The following is a 17,933-nucleotide window of genomic DNA, read 5'->3' as shown; positions in this document are numbered from 1 at the left end:
TCTTAGCCCTATATAGAGAATCGTCAACCACGCCTTCGCGCCCCTGGACCGGCCGGCCTCGGGCGTCAACGCAGACGACTCATCTCACCAACTTCATTTCCTGTGGCACGCGAGAGTGCCCACTGGAATCAACAACACATACGCCTGCTCGCATTCGTAGGTCAGCTTCTGTCCGCAGCCCTCGGCTTCGAACGCGTAGTCGCCCATATAGTGGCGCACCGTCTGCTGGACTTTGACTTGCGAGGCATCGCAGGCAAACGCACTGCTCGCCTGCTCTCGAACATTCTGCGGAGCGGACACACAGGCTGTGCAGAGCACGGCGGCCGCGGCGGCGATGAGTATTCGCATGATCAGTAGTAAAGATTGAGTTTGATCAGATTCAGAGTGAAGCCGATCCAGGTGATCGCGACACAGGACGCCGCCAGCACGACGCTCCACGACTTGCTCCCCCAGCCACGACGGCTCTGGAGCGAGAGCCAGGCATTCCAAAGCGCCACGCCGACGCCGGCCAGTCCGATGAAGCCGAGCAGATGGAGCACGAAGAACCAGGCGTCCATCCGGCCATCGAACAGCGCAAGATTCGCCAGGCCCGACTGGATCAGCATCATCCAGCCGATCAGGAAAACCAGATTGACGATGGCCGCGGCGATGACCAGCCGACGTGCAAGCGCCTGCTGCCTGGTCATTTCAAACGTCACGCCGTGACGGCGTCGGACGAAAGCGGCAACCGGCCACGCGATCACGGTCAGCAACAGACTCACCGCTGACAGCAGCACCACTGGAATCATCCATCCACCGGACATACCGGCCGGCACCGGCATGAAGACCTGCACACCGCTCGATGCGTCATGGCCCAGGAATCGTACTTTTCCGTCCTCGATCTTCGCGGCCAGACGCTCCTTGCCACCAACCTCGCGCCACACGAACGGGCCCACTTCGCGCCAGACTTTCGGTTGACCGTTCAGCCCCGTGAGCGGCGGAATCACCAGGGTGCCATCCGGATTTGCAGTGACCTCGAACTGACCGAGCATGCCAACTGCAACGAAGAATGCTTTCGCCGAACGACGCGAGCTTTGATATCGCCCCGCCACCAGCCGGCTGTGCTCGATCGCTGTCGACGCCGTCGGCTCATCCGGTACGGGCGCGGGGAAATATCGATCGGTGAACTGCTCGAACAGCGCGCTACGCACACCGCCCACCGCGCCATCCTTGCCCGTGCTGTTGAACGACATGAACATGCCGACGCCCTGGTCCATGAACAGAATCATCTGGCTGTGAAACACCTGCGTGTCGCCGCCGTGCTCGATGATGCGCCGACCGTTGCGATTCGCCTCGAAGAAACCCAGAGCCATGCCGTTCACCGGCGGCGTCGCTTGGAACACCGACGTGTGCATGAGACGTGCGGTTTCCGGCTTCAACAACCCGGCGGCGTCATGCAGATGTGCGTTCATGAAGCGCGCCATGTCGGCACCTGTCGCACTGAGGCTGCCGGCCGGCGCGGGGCCAACCAGCTCGAAATACAACGGCGGCGCCGAGGCACGCTCATAGCCCTTCGACATGTCGGCCTGAGACTTTTCGGGCAGCGGCTGCCGGAACGTCGAATGCTCCATGCCCAGCGGCGCGAAAACATGACGATCCAGATAATCGTCGAAGGTTTCCCCGGAAACGCGCTCGATGACGTAGCCCGCGAGCGCCAGGCAATAGTTGCAATAGGACGGCACTTCACCGGGCGGAAACAGGCGCGTCCGTCCAGGGATCTTCACCAGCGACTCCAGGGTGCCGAACCGCTTCGGATCGGAATGCATGAGCTCGCGCACCGACTCGTCGAACCCACCGGTGTGCGTGATCAGATTGCGCATCGTCACCGGCTTGCCGAACGCCGCCGGGATCTCGAAGTCGACGTATTGATCGATGGGCGCATCGAGGTCGATCTTGCCCTGCTCGACCAGTTGCATCACCGCCGTGGCCGTGAACAGCTTGCTGACCGACCCGACCCTGAACAACGTTCGCTGCGGATCCACGGACCGGCGTTTTTCGACATCGTCGTAGCCGTATCCTTTCTGCAGCAGGACTTCGCCATCCTTGACGATGACGACGACGCCGCCCGCGATGTCGCCTCGCTGCAGTTCATAGTCGAGAAAGCCGTCGAGCCAGGTCTCGGCATCCGCACGCGTGAGCGCGGGAGCCGATGTGACCGGCGCTACCGGTGCCGAATCATCCGCATGTGCCGCGCTCAACGAACCCAGGCCACAAAGGGCGACGGCGAGAATCCTGGCAAGACGCATACATTCTCCGGCAAGGGGCCTGTGCCGGAGAATTTACGGTGCCGGCGGGCCGGCCGGCCGATTTCGTGTCGAACGGTCCGATCCGCCGGGTGAGTGGTCTACACGCTCATCTGCAGACGGAACAATCTTGCCTGCCGGCGGGAGATATCGACCTCGGAGCCGCCCCGTAGCCTGGCGTGCAGTTGCCCGCCGATGCCGAGTTCCACGTTCTCGATGAAGTCGACGTTGATGATCTGCTTGCGGTTGGCACGAAAGAAACGCTTGGGATCGAGCCGTTGCTCCAGACTGTGCAGCGGCCGCCCGAGCAACGGGCGCTCCTGGCCCCAGAACAGCCGCACATAATTGCCTTCCGCCATCAGCATGCTGACTTCACGCAGCGGCACGAACCAGCAACGATCGCGATCGCGCACGAACAGCCGTTCGAGAACGTCGCTCGGTGGCACCTCGACCGCCCGTTCCTCGGGCGCCGCTCGCGCCTTGGTGAGCGCCGCCGCCAATCGCTGGGGCTCGATGGGCTTGAGCAGATAGTCGAGCGCATTGACTTCGAAAGCGCGCACCGCGTGATGATCGTACGCAGTCGTGAAAATAACGCGTGGCACGTGATCGAGTCGCGCGAGCAGATCGAAGCCCGAACCGCCCGGCATCTGGATGTCCAGAAAGATCAGCTCCGGCGCCAGCGCATCGACACGCGCCGCGGCCTCACTCACATCGCCCGCTTCACCGACGATTTCGACCCAAGGGAAATCCGCGAGCAAACGCCGCAGTTCACGCCGTGCCAGCGGTTCGTCATCGACGATGAGCGATTTCATGCAACGATTTCACTTGGAACCCGGATTCGGGCGATGGCCTGGTCCGGCTGCGACAGGTCGAGGTCGAGCGTGGCGCGCGACCCGAACAGCAATCGCAACCTCTCGGCCGCATTGTACAGCCCCGAGCCCGGCTGCTCGCGTGGCGTCGGATTCGTCGGACGCGGATTGCTCACATCCACGTGCAACACCTTGTCACGAAGCGCCGCCGAGATTCGCAGGACACCGCCGCCCGGCAGCTCCGCGATGCCGTGCTTGATCGCATTTTCGACCACGGTCTGTAACAGCATCACGGGAATGCGTATTTCTTGCGTGCCGGCCGCGATGTCGAGCTCGATGCGCATTCGATCGCCCAGGCGCAACGATTCGAGCGCCAGATAATCGCCGACCGTTTTCAGCTCGCGCTCCAACGTCACCAGCTCCTCGTGATCCGACCTCAGCGTATATCGCAACAGGCCGGCCAGTTGCGTGACAGCGTCCCGGGCACGCGCAGGATCCTCGGCAATGAGCGCACGCACGCTGTTGAGCGAATTGAACAGGAAATGTGGATTGAGCTGAGATTTGAGCAGCTTCAGCTCGGCGGACTGCAAAGCCTGACTCAGCTGCGACTGACGCAACTCCGCCGAATGCCGGTCGCGCACCGAGGTAATGCCCATGTACAAGGCGATCCAGATGAAAAAGATCAGGCTCCAGTTGACGGTCCGGAGCGTCAGCGGATCCATCGCCACGATGAATCGCGGCAGCGCTTCGAGCGCTTCCTTGTCAGGGAGGGTTTCCAATCCCCACAGCGGCGCGACCGCCATGAAATGCATCACCGACCCCACCAGCAACCCGAGCAGCACGCTCGCTACCACACTGCGTGGTAACAGCTGGCGCAGACTCAGTTTTTTCCAGCCTCGGCGCCGCATGAAAACGCGTAGCATCTGAGTGAGGCCGATGGCGGCAACATTCAGCAATGCGATTTCCAGAACGATGCGCTCGAAGGGCACGGGCAGCGTGGCGATGGCGTTGGACACCTGGCTCGCGCCATACAGTCCCCAGCCGATGAGCTGGCAGGCCCAGTAGGTGCGCGTGGTGTTCATTGGAGCAAGCGGCTGTCTCATTCGCTCACTAAGCTAAACCAACGGCGGCCGCCGGACGAGATTGCAGGGTGAACGGTCTCGGCAACGTCTGAACGGTAGCAAATCGTGATGACTGGCATGACCCCGCCGCCGTCGCCGCACCGGACCGGCGATTGGATTTGAGAACCCGGGCCGCATTGGATAGCATTTTTCCATTCAGGACTACATTCGCGAGAACCCCTCAAGATGTCGAAGCGTGCCCTGCTCTCGTTGTTGTTCGCCGGCCTGCCGGCCGTGGCGCTGGCCAGTGCCCCCGCGCCGTCGAACCGCGTGGACTACTCGAAATACAGTGAAGAATCGCTGAAAAGCGAGTTGAAAGAGAGCGCCACCGACGAGCGCGCCGTGCTCGTGCCGATGCGCGATGGCGTCGGGCTCGCGACCAATGTGTTCCGTCCGAAAGACGCCAAGGGCGCGCTGCCCACCATTCTGTGGAAGACGCCATACAGCGAGCTGGGCATGCGCGGCGCGTCGCTGCGTTATGCGCTCGCCGCCGTCAAACAAGGCTACGCTTTCGTCATCCAGAACGAGCGCGGCCGCTACTTCTCGGAAGGCAAATTTCAGATCCTCGGTTATCCGCAAACCGACGGCTACGACGCGCTGAGCTGGATCGCGAAACAGCCGTGGTCCAATGGCAAGGTCGGCACGCTCGGCTGCTCTTCGTCGGCCGAGTGGCAACTCGCGCTGGCGGCTCAGAATCACCCGGCTCATGCCGCGATGGTGCCCATGTCCGCGGGCGCGGGCATCGGCAAGGTCGGCCGGTTCCAGGAGCAAGGCAATTGGTACACCGGCGGCGTGCCTCGCAATCTGTTCTTCGTGTGGCTGTACCACGTCGACAATCCATTGCGCGCACAGCTGCCGGCCGAGCTCGATCCCAAGATCCGCTCGCGCATCTCTCAGTACAACGACCTGGATGCGAAGAAGCCCGATGTCGTATGGACCCGGCAGATCAAACATCTGCCCGTCGACACGATGCTGACCGATCTCGGCGAGCCGCCTGGCACGTTCGAGGAGTTCATCAAACGCAGCCCGGCCGATCCGGGCTGGCGCACCGGCGGGCTTTATCACGACGACATGGGCTGGGGTGTGCCGGCGCTGTGGTTCAACAGCTGGTACGACGTATCGATCGGCCCGAATCTGGAATTGTTCAATCACGCACGCAACGCCAAGACCGATGCGGAAGCGAGCGCCAACCAATACGCCGTAGTCGCGCCCGTGGCTCACTGTCAGTACGCCAAGCTCAGCTCCGAGACTGAAGTCGGCGAGCGCTCGATGGGCGATGCGCGCTTCGACGTGGACGGCACCATCTTCTCGTGGTTCGACCGCTGGCTGAAGGGCGACAAGAACGCGTTCGCGCCGTCGACCCCTCATGTTCAGTACTTCACGATGGGCGAGAACGCGTGGAAGTCGTCGCCACAATGGCCACCGAAGCCGGCGAAAACCGTTCGTATGTATCTGCGCAGCGGCGGCAGCGCCAATAGCTTGTATGGCGACGGCCGACTGGAGCTCGCGGCTCCGCCCGCCAACGAAAAACCCGATCAGTTCTCCTACGATCCGTTGAATCCGGTGCAGACCATCGGCGGCGGCGATTGTTGTAACGGCGGCATCGTGATCCCCGGCGCGTTCGATCAGCGCGCCGTCGAGTCGCGTGCCGATGTGCTCGTGTACAGCACCGAGCCACTGAGCGAGCCGATGGAAGTCACGGGATTCGTCGATGCGGTATTGAAGGTCTCATCGAGCGCCAGGGACACGGACTTCGCGGTGAAGCTCGTCGACGTGGCGGCCGATGGCACGGCGTACATCATCGGCGACACGATGTTCCGTGCACGCTATCGCAACGGCTTCGACAAGCCGGAGCCGATGGCGAGCGGCAAGATCTACGAGATCCGTCCCACGCCGATGGCCACGAGCATTCGCTTCGACAAGGGACACCGCATCCGCGTCGAGGTCACCTCCTCCAACTTCCCGAAGTTCGTTCGTAATCTGAACACGGGCGGCGCGAACGAAAGCGAGAGCGAACCGGTGATCGCCAAGAACACGATTCATCACGCTGGCGATGATGCGTCGTATGTGGAGTTGCCGGTGGTGTCGAGCCGCTGAGCTACCGGTCCTGCATCGACGCTCGGGCAACACGCGTCATTGAGCTCGACGAGCGGGCGCCAGGGGCTCGGGCCCTTGCGCTCACCGAGCGCCGATCACGATATGGCTCATGAACAGTGAGTTCTCCGACAGGCGCGCCGGCATCGTTTCAGCCGGTGGCGCCGCGGGTAACTTCAGGCCTGCCGGCCAACCGTCGACGATTTCGATCGCGTGCACTTCGATGCGTCCGAGCGCAGTGGTATCGAAGCGGAGCGTCAGCCCCTCCGGTCCGGTCGCGTACGCGGTGAAGCGCCCCCATTCATTCGCACGAGAGAACCACTCCGCGCGAACCGGATGCCCGTTCAACGTGACATTGCGGACTTCATTCGACGTACGGATGTGAACCGCAATCTGCCGCGCCTGATGCGGGCTGCCGACCCGAATCACGACCTGCGTTCCCTCTGCCGCTGTCGTGTGTTCCGCCGCAATCGTCGGTCCGACGGCATTGGCGAACCCGGTTTCGGCGAGCCACATCGGCTGCGTGAACACCGGCTCGAGCGTCTTTTTCTCGGGCTTCGCGCCATCGATCTGCAGCGCTGACCAGGACCACTCATCCGGCTGTGGCAGCGTACTGGCGCGGTAGTAGCGACCGCCCGTCACGTCGGCGATGAAGAATGCGTCGCGCGTTTCCGGAGCATCGACGCTGGGACTGCGATCCATGCGTGAATAGGCAACGAGCAATGCTCCCGCCACGAAGGCGAAAGCACAGGCCGCCAATCCGGCACGCGCCGAAGCGCGAATCAAAGGAAACAACACGAGCACTGCAACCGTCGCGAACGGCGCCAGGATCAGCGGCAACAGGGCCCCGACGGCGCCAAAGATAGTTGCCGCCCAATAGGCCAGCTGAGCGAACAGCACCGTGCCGAGCAACCCACTCGCCAGCACTACGCGCCCATCCATCTCCTTCGGCGCTACCAACAACGTGAGAACTGCCAGGATGGCGGCGCCGAGTATCGGCCACATCAGCATGAACGCGCCGAGCGGCGCGAGCCCCTGAGCAATCGCCGCCAGAGCGGCGCAGGTTGCGAGCCCCCCCAACCAATAGCCCCACGCGGACGCTGCTTTCCGCAATGTCACCAGTCCCAGAATGCTCACGAACGCGGCAAGCCCGATCGCCACCCAATCGACACTGCCCGAGACCAGACAGGAGATCGCCGCCACGATCCATGCAGCGACGAACACCGCACGGGCGCCGGCACCGCGCAATTGAGCGATGACCAACATCACCGCTATGCCCCCCGCAAGACTCGCCGCACCGGCAAGCTCGAATGTATGTCGATCAAACAATGCATATATCTGCGAGATGGAGCTCTTCAGAATCCCCGCGCCCGCGGCCTGCAGACACAGCGCTGTGGCCGAAAGCACCAACAGCGGCGCACTGGCGCCGCGCGCGAAATCCCAGCCGGTCGCGAGGTCCATGCGACGTGTGCGAATGATTGCGAACACCACGAGCGCCATCGCCAGAATCGCCAGCCCCCAGCCGATCCAGGTCGGATACAGCATCAGCGCCTTGCCGAGAACATCGAAATGAACCACATCCGGATGCGCGGCCGGCAACTCTGAACCCTTCGCGAGCGCCAGCACGATCGGCAGCACCTGATCCCCGAGATGCTGAAGACTGCCAACATCGAGCCGCTCGGGCGTGGCCACCATCGTGTGATAACCGAACTGATCGCCGAGAAACGCAAAGTTCAGCCCCGGCAGACCGCGTTTCAACGGAACGGTCAGATCCGTGCCGTTGGGCATGCGTCGATACACGCTACCCATCAATGAATTTGCAACGGGCAGACTCGCGTGCGCGCTCCATAGCCGAACCAGATCGCCGGCACGCTCGCTCGTTTCAAACATCATGGCGCGACCGCTGGTACCCCGAGCTTCCATGTTCAGCACGACGCCGACGCGCCGGCTCAGCGGATCGCTCTCAAAGAATGCAGCTGCGCCCAGCAGCCCGACTTCCTCACCGTCCGTGAACAGGAAGATCACCGTGCGATCCAGCGGCTCGCCCGCACGCAGATTCGCGGCCAGCTCCAGTGCTGTAGCCACACCCGCCGTGTCGTCCCCGGCGCCGGGTGAAGTCGGCACGGTGTCGTAATGGCTCATGATCACGATGGCCGGCAACTCCGGCGAGCGCCCGGCTAGCACGCCGACGACGTTCTCGACCGAGGCCAGCACGGGCGGCAATCTCCAGCCATCGAAAAAGGCCTCGTCTCGCTGGACATGCGTTTGCAGGCCGAGTGTTTGCAATCGGCCGGCGATGTAATCCCGAACGCGCGCCGCGTCTGCCGAACCGATGGGATGAGGACGTTGCGCGATGACACGCACATCCTGCATCGCTCGCTCGGCGGAAAAGACCGTCGCAGGGGCCGTCGCGGCAACCGGCGCGGGCGTTTGCATTGCCGAGGCGGCGAGCATCACACCGATGACGAGACAAACCAGCAGCGGCAACGCGCTAAGGAACGAACCCTGGCGTCGAACGGAATCTTTCATCGTGGCTCACCCGCCGCCCGAGACTCTTGCACGATCTGCAGAATATTTCCGACGACCTCATCTGCATGTCTCTTCTCGCCAATCAAGGAGATGTGTCCTGCTTCCGGCAGCGTGACGTGACGGCCTCGGGTGGAAAGCGCGGCGAGCTTCGCATGCAACGCCGAGAAAACCCGCAGGTGTTCCTGCGCGCGCGCCAGTTCCTCCGGGTTCGAGTGCTTCCTCAGCTCGCCTGCGGTGATGACCACCACTGGCCGATCCCCCAGGCTGTCGACCAGCGCCGCCTCGCTGGCATCGGCATCGAAATGGTCCAGCTCGGCACGCGACGTGGCATAGGTTCGAGGGTCGTCGAGGAAGTAGTCGAGCGACACCTGTACCTGCGCAGGCAGCCGCTCGAACCAATCCCCCGCCAACTGTGAGCGAAACAATCCAGCCCCCCCTAAATGCGCTGCGACTTTCATCGCGCTGTAGAAATATTTGCCCCGTCGCTCGTCGCGCTCGTAGTTGGGGAAGCTGGCCTTCTGCTGCGGATGGCTCGAGTCGAGGAACGCCAGACCGGAGACTTCATCGGGATAGCGCCGCGTGTACGCGAGGATGAGCAATCCACCGAGTGAATGTCCGGCCATCACATAAGGCGGCGCCACGTGCGCCGCCTCCAGCAAGGCATGCAGCTCATGAACCATATGCTCTGCATCGCGTGGCTCGGAACTGCTGTCGCTCCACCCCAACCCGGCACGATCGTATGAACACACGCGCGTACGTTGTGAGACTCCGGCTTGCACCCAGTGATAGAACGCGGCCATCCCGCCCAGACCCGCTTCGATGATGACCGTAGGTTGCGCGCCCTGCGGCCCGGTGCAATACAGATGAAGCTCGACCCCGCCGATATCAACTTTCCGCCCGAGCGGAGGCGGTTCCGATGAGCAACCGGACAGAGCGACAGCACAGACCGCACCCAGCGTTGCGACTCGCGCGATCAATCTCCCTGCCACTTCAAAACTCATAACGCGCCTCGAAGCCGACGGTGCGGGGTCGCAACTGCACTGCTGTCGCAGGGAACAACAGTTGTCCCGCCAGCGACGAAGCGAGCGTGGCGGTGGTTCTGCCATCCTCGTTGAGCAAGTTGTCGACGTAGAGCATGAGATCGATCGCCGACAGCCGCAGCGTGCCGCGAAGATTCACGAGGTGATAATCCCCGAGCTTCGGGCCACTGGACGCGAAGTCCACATACGAGGCACCGACATAACCATGCTCGGCACGCACTGTCGTTGCCGCCGTCGGCCGGAACTCCAGATAGGTCGTGCTGGTGAATTCCGGCGTCGCCGGCAAGCGCTCGCCCGATCGAACGCCGAGCGCCCCGCCCGGTCGCGTGAGCGTCGGCACGTCTTCGGTCACCTCGGCATGCCCCCCGAACAGCGCCGAGCCCAGCGTCCAGCGCGAGGTCATCCGCCAGACGGCCTCGATCTCGACGCCGTAGGACTCCGCCGCACCGGCATTGCCGGTATAAGCCACGCCGCTGCGGGCCAGGCCGAGTTGCAGATCCTGCCAATCGATGTAATACAGGGCCGCGTTGAAGGCGATGCGACGATCGAGCCAGTGACTCTTCAACCCCAGCTCGTAGTTCCATAGAGAATCCGGCTCGTACGTGCTGGGAATGCCGAGCAGTGTGGACGCCGTTGCATTCGGACCGCCGGTGCGAAAGCCTTTCGCGGCCTGTGCATACATGCGCGCGCTGTCGGAGAATGCATAACTCAATGCAAATCTCGGCGTGACCGTATCCACGTCCTTGTCGCCTGAGAACGTGTTGACTCGCGTGAAGGAGCCGGTGGCGAGATATCCGGCGGCAATCGTGTCGAAGCCAATGCTGGTACGACTGGCGCGCAGGCCGGCGGTCGCGGTGAAGCGGCTGGTGATATCCCAGGACAGCTCGCCGAACAGCGCCTGTTCGCTTTGCGAAGATTGCACATCCAAGGCGTACAGATTGGGAGAGCCTACCAAAGCGGTGAGCGCTGGCGCGACGACCCACTGGCCGCCTCGCGTATCGCGATCGATATAGATCGCACCGACGGTCCAGTCGAGGACCTGCTCCCCCGTCGACGCCAGCCGCAACTCCTGCGAGAACTGGTGCGTCGAGGACGGCGTCAGCGCCGGCGTCGGCGTGGTAAGCCCCCCCGGCACGCCCAGCAAGCGGGAGATGGCGGTGAGATAGGGCGTACCGTCATCGGTGAGCGTGAACTCGCGCTCGCTATAGCTGGTCGAGGACAGCAGCGAAGCAAAGCCGAGATCGACCTGCCCGACGAAATTGGCCGCCGAGAACTCCAGCTCGTTGCGGCTGTTCACGCTCTGTATCGATTTATATTCTTCGACGGGCGCGCCGAGACCGGGAGTCACGACCGACGCAAAGCCGCCGAACGTCTTACTGTTCTGATACAGCAGCGTCGCTTGCAACGACAGCCGGTCCACCGGCTGCGCAGCCACTATCAAACGGCCGCCGCGCACATGCTCCGAATTCACATCCTCCTGACCGAGCCTGGCGTTGTCCACATAACCGCCTTCGTTGTGCGCATAAGCCACGGCACGCAAGCCGAGCCGGCCCTGCACGAGAGGTACATTGAGCATCCCGCTCACGCCTCCTCCCAGCTCACCGTCCTCGATCGATTCGCCGCGCGCCTCCGTTGTAACGTGAAACGCTTCGAGATCCGGCTTGTTGGTGATGACGCGCAGGGCGCCACTCAGCGAGCCGGAGCCGAACAAGGTTCCCTGCGGACCCCGCAGCAGCTCGACGCGCGCCACGTCGAACAAACGCGAATCGAGCGTCGTGCTCGATCCGGCGCCCGAGTCTGTCACGATTTCATCGATGAACTGGCCGACCGTCGCCTGCTGCAGAAACTGGCCCTGCGACGTCGAGATACCGCGCACGGCGATGCGTTCCCGGTTGGCTCCGGCGCTGGTCATCGAGAAGCCCGGTGAATAGCGCACGACATCCTGAACGCGGGTTGCTCCGGCCCGGGTCAGATCGTCTTGAGTGAGCGCGGTGGTGGCGATCGGCACCTCGCTCAACGACTGCTCGCGATGGGTCGCTGTGACGATCACTTCCTCGACGACGATTGCGGTCGGCCTGAGATCGGCGACACGCAGCGTGACGACATTGCCGTCCCGCGAAGCGATGATCAGCCCTGCTTCGATCAACAACCGGTCGAGCACTTCCTGCCTGGTGAGCTCGCCCTGGATGGCACGGATCTGTTTGTTCTCGACCGCGTCATAGGGGAAGAGCAACCGCAGGCCGGACTCGCGCGAGAAAGCATTCAAGGCGTCGACGACGGGCTGCGCCGGAATATCGACTCGTTGACGCGGCTCCTCGGCCACGGCGTTCTGACTGAGCAACGCGCCGAGCGCCGCGGCCACCAGGGTCTTACGCAGGCACCGGGCAATCGAGTTGTTGTTGGATTGTTTTCGTGACGACATCGACATCCTCCCCGCCAGCTGTTGCTGGGTACCGATGTCGAAACGAAGCAAGTCGCCGGAGCTGCTAGTCGGGCGTGAAATTTTTTTCAGTCGCGGTGGACCAGATACACGGTGCCATCGGCACCCTCAATGATCCGGACCGGAAAGCCGGACTGCACCGAGCGCAGGAACGCATCGGCTTCGTCGCTCGGGAAGCGCCCGCCGATCCGGATGGAGGCGATGCGCGGATCGGCAACGATGATGCGTTTGGTCCGGTATCGACTGAATTCCTCGGCGGCCTGCTCCAGGGTCTCGCCGCGCAACTCGATCACTCCTTCGCTCCAGGCGAGACGTTGGCGGAGCACATCCGGCGCAAGCTCGCTCTTGGCGACTGTTGTACGGTCGACAACCGCCCCTGAGCCGGCAGCAATCTGCCTGGCCGGGTCCGGCGGTGGCGATGTCTCCGGTGCTTCGACGACCACAACAGTGCCTTCGGTCACTGTGACCTCGGCGAGATCGCTGCGCAAGCGAACGCTGAACGCCGTGCCCAGGGCGCGGATATGTGAGCTCGCGGCTTTGACGACGAACGGACGCAACGGATTGTGAGCCACTTCGAACAGCGCTTCACCGCTGACCAGATGTAACGACCGCTCCGAGTCCGTGAATCGGACGCGCAACACGCTGGCGGTATTCAAGGTGACCCGGCTGCCGTCTTCCAAAGCGATGATCCGGCGCTCGCCGATGGCACTCTCATAAGTGTCGGGGAGCGAAAAAATCCACCACCCGGCGGCACTTGCCGCGCATAGACCGAGTCCACCGGCGAGCGCAATTCGCCGCGTCATCCGCCAGGGAGCAACCGTCTGCTCCGGCGCGAGCGATGAAACCGGCACCGCTTTGAGTCGCTCCATGCGCTCCCACGCGGCCTCCGCCCGCAGATAAGCCACCGCGTGCGATGGATCCGCATCCATCCAGCGCGCCAGTTCGTCCCGCACCTCGCGCGTGACCTCCGGCCCGTGAACTCGAGCGACCCAGGCGGCCGCCTCGCCGCTCAGCGCGTTTCCTTCACTTTGCGCCATGATCGTCCGAACCTGTGTTGGGGAGCCCGATGCTCGGCGAGCGCGCTGGTGACGAGCGCAATCGCCTTGGTCAAATGTTTCTCCACGGTTGAAATCGAGAGCGACAGCTCGGCGGCGATCTCCTGCGTCGATCTTTCCAGCACCCGGCGCAGGATGAACACCCGGCGGCATTGGGGCGGCAGCGTATCGATGATGGCTTGCAAGCGGCGCAGCTCGTCCCGCACGGTGACGACCTCCTCCGCCGAACCGCCGCCGTCCGCGACGTTGAGCACTTCCAGGTCGGCCATCAAATCGAAAGAAACCACGGCCTTGCGCCGTGCCGCGTCGGTCAGCAGGTTGCGCGCGATGGTGAAGAGATAGCTGCGACCCTGCTCGATGCGCGCCCAGTCCGTTGCCACATACGCACGAGCCAGCGTCTCGGCGACAACGTCGTCGATCTCCACGGCAGGCAGCGCCATCCGACGCAGTTGACGGCGCAGTGCCGGCTCATGCACCAGGATGATCGACTTGAACCAGGCGTTGCGGGCATCGCGGTCGTGCACTTGGCTGCTCACCTCCAGCGGCCGGCAGCCTAAGGGACGAGCCGCAGCCGCGCAACTCGCGCTTGACAGATCGCAACCGGTCGTTGCCGTGAAGTGATCCACAAAAGTTGTGGGCAACCCTGTGGATATCTTCTTGAGCACACTCTCTCGCGGCGAAAATCGGGCGTGCGCGTCACATGCTCAACTTTTGATCATCCGTGAGCTCGATGAGTACGGTTCTGCGCGCGTGCCGGCATTGCTCACCGTCGTGCATCTGGTCGTGGGCTCGCGTTTCTTCACGCCGGCGAACACCGTTACAAAGCTGATCCAGCTGTCGGATCCGGTCGTCACGTCCGGCGGCGGACGCGAAACTCGACGCCGATCGGCACGCAAGGCGCGGCGCCGATCCTGGAACTGTTGCAGGAAACGTTGCTCACTTCTGGCGGCTCGTTGCCGGAGACGACGAGGTCGACACTGTCCTCGATGAAGCTCGGTGGTCAGGGTGCGCGGATCGCAAAGGCGCTGCTGGGATAGCGACGCTGCCAGCGTGCAATTCAAGTCTTGACAGGTCGCGCGGCTTCGTCGCCGACGAGTCATCCACAAAAGTTGTGGGCAACCCTGTGGATATCTTCTGGAGCACGACCTCTTGCCGCGAAAATCCGCGACGCGCATCACGTGCTCAACTTTTGATCATTCGTCGTGCCAGTGAGCATCGATCCGCGCGACCGACCAACGGGCATGGCTCCGAACGCTGGCTCCGAACGCTGGCTCCGTCGATGGATGTCGATCGCACGCTGACTCACCACACTTCGTGACCATCTGCAACCCCAGAGGAACACGATGATGAGACGGAGTGTGGCCGCGCTGATGTGCGCCACCATCGGCGTCGCGGGCGGTCAACTCTCGAGCGACGATGGCGCCTTGACAGTCGAAGTGCCCGCGGGCGCATTCGATCGGGATCGCACGCTCTCGATCCAGCAGATCACCAACACCGCTCACGGCGCGAAGGGCCGCGCTTATCGGATTTCGCCGGAAGGTCTGAGAACCGCGACGCCGATGACGATCCGCTGGCACTACACGGATGACGACGTGCTCGGCACCGATGTCAATGCGCTGACCATTGCTCATCAGGACTCGGCGCGCCTGTGGCACGTTTACAAGGAACCGACTCGCGACACCGTGGCGCGCACACTCGCGGTGCCGACGACGCACTTCAGCGATTGGTCGCTGGTCGCGGGGGCTCAGTTGGTGCCGAATCGGGTGACGCTCAATGTCGGCCAGAGCGCGCAGTTTCAGGTCGTCCTCTGCGATGAGTTCGAGGATCCACCGGAACCGGAACCTGTGCCCGACGATGAGCTGCCGGGACGCGCAACCTACACCGCGCCGGCGACGCGCCCGACTCCTAACGTCGTCACGGTATCGGCGCGATATAGAGGCGAAGCGGCGTATCAGTTGCTGGTCGCGAACGTGACGATTCTCGATGACGCCGCGACCTGCGACCGGTTCCGCACCGTACAGGAGTTTCGAGCCGAAGCGTCCTTCGACAACTTCCAATTCAGCTCCACCGCCGACGCCCGGACGCATGCGGGAACCCATCGAGGCCGACTGACCGGCACGCTGCGCAAAGTGGATACCGGTCCGGCGATTGGATTCTGGACCTCGGCGGGCATCGCGCTGGAGAGCGGGTTCGTGAGCATCGACGACATCTTCTCGTACACACCGGCGAGCGGCGACGGTTACACCGGCAGTGTGGTGGGCAGCGGCCCGCCGACGACACCAGGCCGCTTGATCACCCTGACGCTCGACTATGCGACGTGCACCTTCGATCTGCACTCCTCGTACACCGTGGATGCGGTACTGCTCAAGAACGGCGCTACGTATCAAGGACCGCTCGGCGTCGGCGAGCTGTACCTCTACGATCAGCCGATTCCGCTCGATCAGCTGGGCGGCACCATCGAAGGCAAACGCCGCGTGCCCGCGGGCAACAATCCCGAGATGACCAACTACATTCCGGCCCACGACGTGCTGGCGGAATGGAATGAGCTCGGCAGCACTAACGCACGCTGGTAGTTGACCCCGAGGCAATAGTCGAAGTCACATCCGCGTCGCCCGACTATCGGGCGACGCGTTCACGCACGGCTGCCTTTGCAAGATCGATGAACGCCCGTGTCTTCGCGGGCGGCGCGATGTTCCCTGGATACGCCGCGTAAAGAAACATGTGGCGCATCGCCCAGCTCGGCAACAGGCGAACCAGCCGCCCCGTATCCACTTCATCCCGAAAATCCGTCGTGCAAGGGAAAGCGGAGATACCGGCGCCTTGGATCACCATGCGCAATGACGAATCGGTCATCGGGCCGATGCGGATCGAAAGATCGAAGCGCTCGGCGATCAGATCGAGCTTTCGATCCGTGGGCACGTTCAGGCACCGGACCGACTGCCGGCCTGCAGCGCCAGGAACACTCGAACTCTTCGCGGCCACAGTGTTCAAGCCTGCCTACGAGGCAGGTTTATAACAATCGTCAACGCATGCAGGCACTTGGCCAGGCCGCCCTGCGCGCCGAGAAACTGGACCCTGGCGTGCAGGCCGAGGCCACCGCTTCGTAACGTGGTTCGGCTCTCAATCGATTCCGACCGTACCAGCCAGCGTCTTCTTGATCGCGACCGGGTCATAGCCCACACCGTTCTTGAAGACGCTGGCCACGCGGTCGATTGCATTCGCATCCGCGGGCAGATCGCCATTCAACAGCACCAGATCGGCGCGCTTGCCGACCGCCACCGAACCGATCTCCCGGTCGCGCCCGAGATAAATGGCACCGTTGAGACTCATGATTCGAATCGACTCCGGCAACTGGAAGCCGCCTTCGAGCATCAGGTGCAGTTGTCGCTGCGCCGTCGTGCCAGGCACGGTGCCACCATAGCTGGTCGGATCGGAGCCGGCCATCAACAAACCGCCCGCGGCAACGAATGCACGCTCGAACTGCAGCAGCTTGGGCATGAAGCCCGTCATGATGTTGACCATCTGGCTCGGCTGCAGCCGCGTCCACATCGCATCGAAACTGCTGCGCAATCCGGGTGATAGCGGCGCGAGCGTTTCCTCGCTCGGTCGATGGCCGCGCATCAGGACTTCGGCCACGGGCAACGTCGAGGTGAGCGCCACCTTGCGATCGACCAGCAACTTGATCAGCCGCTGTATTTCGGGCCCCTGCGGGTCGAGCGCCATGAGCGAGGCCATTCGCACCTCCCATGGCGGACACTCCTCCGGTTTTTTTCCGGGCACGAAGTCGCTCGGCTCCATGAAACTGTGTTCCAGATTGTCGATGCCGGCTGCAATCGCCTCTTCGTAAGTGATCGAGCAGATGTGACCGGTGACTTTCAGTCCACGCGCGTGCGCGGCTTCGATGGCGGCGCGCAGATCCGCGCGCGAGATGTGCTCATACACTTTGAATGAGGTGACGCCCTCGTCCGCCCAATAGTTGACGAGCTCGCGCACCTTGTCGGGTCCATGCACCGAAGGCATTCGATCCAGTCGCGGCACGCCCTCGCCTTCGATATAAGGTCCCGTGACATCCATGTCGGGACCGATTCGTCTGCCACTGCCGATGGCCCGCGCGACGGCGAGGTCGGCATAGGGATCGAGTGACCCGGCGGTTCGAATCGTGGTTGCACCGGAGGCCAGGTACAGACGCGTGAACTGCTCTGGATAGGTGCCGTAGCGGCCCTTGCCGATCGGATAAAACATATGCTCGTGCATGAGCACGAATCCGGGCAGCACGGTCTTTCCCGTGCCGTCGATGACGGTCGCTTCCTTTGGAACGTGAGTGCTCGACGACGGGCCAACGGCTGTGATGCGTCCAGCGACGAACAGCACGGTCATGTCTCTGGCAGGTGCCGTACCGGAGCCGTCGATCAGCGTTCCATGGGTGATCGCAATCGACGGCTGGTGGTACGCCACGAATGCCTGGTCCGACGCCAGCCGCCCCGAACCATTCTGAGCCGGCACCATGCCCGCGATCGACATGCCGAGCAGCGCCGCGAGGCTTGGAAACAGTGCGCGCATCGT

General features: G+C 63.1%; 13 protein-coding genes. 2 read left to right on the top strand and 11 right to left on the bottom strand.

All coding sequences use genetic code 11. The features are described 5' to 3' along the window. Positions 1 to 93 precede the first annotated feature (93 nt). The 4 genes from EKO19_RS24725 to EKO19_RS24710 form a co-directional block, all read right to left on the bottom strand. The gene (locus EKO19_RS24725; protein WP_129779569.1) at positions 94 to 348 is read right to left on the bottom strand and encodes a hypothetical protein; all 255 of its coding nucleotides are present in this window, start codon (positions 346 to 348) and stop codon (positions 94 to 96) included. Positions 349 to 350: 2 nt separating this feature from the next. After that, positions 351 to 2,285, bottom strand: coding sequence for a serine hydrolase domain-containing protein (locus EKO19_RS24720; RefSeq protein ID WP_129779567.1), 1,935 nt, complete (start codon positions 2,283 to 2,285; stop codon positions 351 to 353). 98 nt (positions 2,286 to 2,383) lie between these two features. Then, positions 2,384 to 3,094, bottom strand: coding sequence for a LytR/AlgR family response regulator transcription factor (locus EKO19_RS24715; RefSeq protein WP_129779565.1), 711 nt, complete (start codon positions 3,092 to 3,094; stop codon positions 2,384 to 2,386). Beyond that, the gene (locus EKO19_RS24710; protein ID WP_157995424.1) at positions 3,091 to 4,173 is read right to left on the bottom strand and encodes a sensor histidine kinase; all 1,083 of its coding nucleotides are present in this window, start codon (positions 4,171 to 4,173) and stop codon (positions 3,091 to 3,093) included. Before EKO19_RS24710 ends, EKO19_RS24715 begins: the two co-directional genes overlap by 4 nt. A gap of 225 nt (positions 4,174 to 4,398) precedes the next feature. On the opposite strand from EKO19_RS24710, the gene EKO19_RS24705 reads away from it, so the two are divergent. Then, on the top strand, positions 4,399 to 6,309 hold the full coding sequence (locus EKO19_RS24705; RefSeq protein ID WP_129779561.1) for a CocE/NonD family hydrolase: 1,911 nt from the start codon (positions 4,399 to 4,401) through the stop codon (positions 6,307 to 6,309). An 81-nt stretch (positions 6,310 to 6,390) separates the two neighbouring features. Here the strand turns inward: EKO19_RS24705 and EKO19_RS24700 are convergent, their stop codons facing one another. From EKO19_RS24700 to EKO19_RS24680, 5 genes are all read right to left on the bottom strand, one after another. Continuing rightward, on the bottom strand, positions 6,391 to 8,835 hold the full coding sequence (locus EKO19_RS24700; RefSeq protein WP_129779559.1) for a M20/M25/M40 family metallo-hydrolase: 2,445 nt from the start codon (positions 8,833 to 8,835) through the stop codon (positions 6,391 to 6,393). Then, positions 8,832 to 9,824, bottom strand: coding sequence for an alpha/beta hydrolase (locus EKO19_RS24695; RefSeq protein ID WP_157995423.1), 993 nt, complete (start codon positions 9,822 to 9,824; stop codon positions 8,832 to 8,834). Before EKO19_RS24695 ends, EKO19_RS24700 begins: the two co-directional genes overlap by 4 nt. A gap of 1 nt (position 9,825) precedes the next feature. Further along, positions 9,826 to 12,297: a TonB-dependent receptor gene (locus EKO19_RS24690; RefSeq protein WP_175597175.1), complete on the bottom strand. Its 2,472-nt coding sequence runs from the start codon at positions 12,295 to 12,297 to the stop codon at positions 9,826 to 9,828. Between the two features lie 86 nt (positions 12,298 to 12,383). Next, positions 12,384 to 13,352, bottom strand: a complete 969-nt coding sequence (locus tag EKO19_RS24685; protein WP_129779553.1) for a FecR family protein — start codon at positions 13,350 to 13,352, stop codon at positions 12,384 to 12,386. Then, positions 13,325 to 13,894: an RNA polymerase sigma factor gene (locus EKO19_RS24680; RefSeq protein WP_129779551.1), complete on the bottom strand. Its 570-nt coding sequence runs from the start codon at positions 13,892 to 13,894 to the stop codon at positions 13,325 to 13,327. Before EKO19_RS24680 ends, EKO19_RS24685 begins: the two co-directional genes overlap by 28 nt. A gap of 819 nt (positions 13,895 to 14,713) precedes the next feature. Here EKO19_RS24680 and EKO19_RS24675 point away from each other — a divergent pair. Then, positions 14,714 to 15,943, top strand: coding sequence for a hypothetical protein (locus EKO19_RS24675; protein ID WP_129779549.1), 1,230 nt, complete (start codon positions 14,714 to 14,716; stop codon positions 15,941 to 15,943). 43 nt (positions 15,944 to 15,986) lie between these two features. On the opposite strand, the gene EKO19_RS24670 is transcribed toward EKO19_RS24675, so the two are convergent. Then, positions 15,987 to 16,289, bottom strand: coding sequence for a LysR substrate-binding domain-containing protein (locus EKO19_RS24670; protein WP_129779547.1), 303 nt, complete (start codon positions 16,287 to 16,289; stop codon positions 15,987 to 15,989). A 201-nt stretch (positions 16,290 to 16,490) separates the two neighbouring features. After that, positions 16,491 to 17,930 carry an amidohydrolase family protein gene (locus EKO19_RS24665; RefSeq protein WP_129779546.1) on the bottom strand — a complete coding sequence of 480 codons (1,440 nt, stop codon included), beginning with the start codon at positions 17,928 to 17,930 and terminating at the stop codon, positions 16,491 to 16,493. Positions 17,931 to 17,933: the final 3 nt, after the last annotated feature.

The sequence above is a fragment of the Peristeroidobacter soli genome, from assembly GCF_004138485.1.
In the GTDB taxonomy this organism is placed as follows: domain Bacteria; phylum Pseudomonadota; class Gammaproteobacteria; order Steroidobacterales; family Steroidobacteraceae; genus Steroidobacter; species Steroidobacter soli.
Note: the sequence above shows the minus strand (reverse complement) of the source record. Positions and strands in the feature narration are given on the sequence as shown.

Excerpts from the sequence above, each read along its gene's own strand:
- EKO19_RS24725 (WP_129779569.1), bottom strand. The coding sequence starts at position 348 with ATGCGAATACTCATCGCCGCCGCGGCCGCCGTGCTCTGCACAGCCTGT.
- EKO19_RS24685 (WP_129779553.1), bottom strand. The coding sequence starts at position 13,352 with ATGGCGCAAAGTGAAGGAAACGCGCTGAGCGGCGAGGCGGCCGCCTGG.
- EKO19_RS24700 (WP_129779559.1), bottom strand. The coding sequence starts at position 8,835 with ATGAAAGATTCCGTTCGACGCCAGGGTTCGTTCCTTAGCGCGTTGCCG.
- EKO19_RS24665 (WP_129779546.1), bottom strand. The coding sequence starts at position 17,930 with ATGCGCGCACTGTTTCCAAGCCTCGCGGCGCTGCTCGGCATGTCGATC.
- EKO19_RS24720 (WP_129779567.1), bottom strand. The coding sequence starts at position 2,285 with ATGCGTCTTGCCAGGATTCTCGCCGTCGCCCTTTGTGGCCTGGGTTCG.
- EKO19_RS24705 (WP_129779561.1), top strand. The coding sequence starts at position 4,399 with ATGTCGAAGCGTGCCCTGCTCTCGTTGTTGTTCGCCGGCCTGCCGGCC.
- EKO19_RS24710 (WP_157995424.1), bottom strand. The coding sequence starts at position 4,173 with ATGAACACCACGCGCACCTACTGGGCCTGCCAGCTCATCGGCTGGGGA.
- EKO19_RS24675 (WP_129779549.1), top strand. The coding sequence starts at position 14,714 with ATGATGAGACGGAGTGTGGCCGCGCTGATGTGCGCCACCATCGGCGTC.
- EKO19_RS24690 (WP_175597175.1), bottom strand. The coding sequence starts at position 12,297 with ATGTCGTCACGAAAACAATCCAACAACAACTCGATTGCCCGGTGCCTG.
- EKO19_RS24715 (WP_129779565.1), bottom strand. The coding sequence starts at position 3,094 with ATGAAATCGCTCATCGTCGATGACGAACCGCTGGCACGGCGTGAACTG.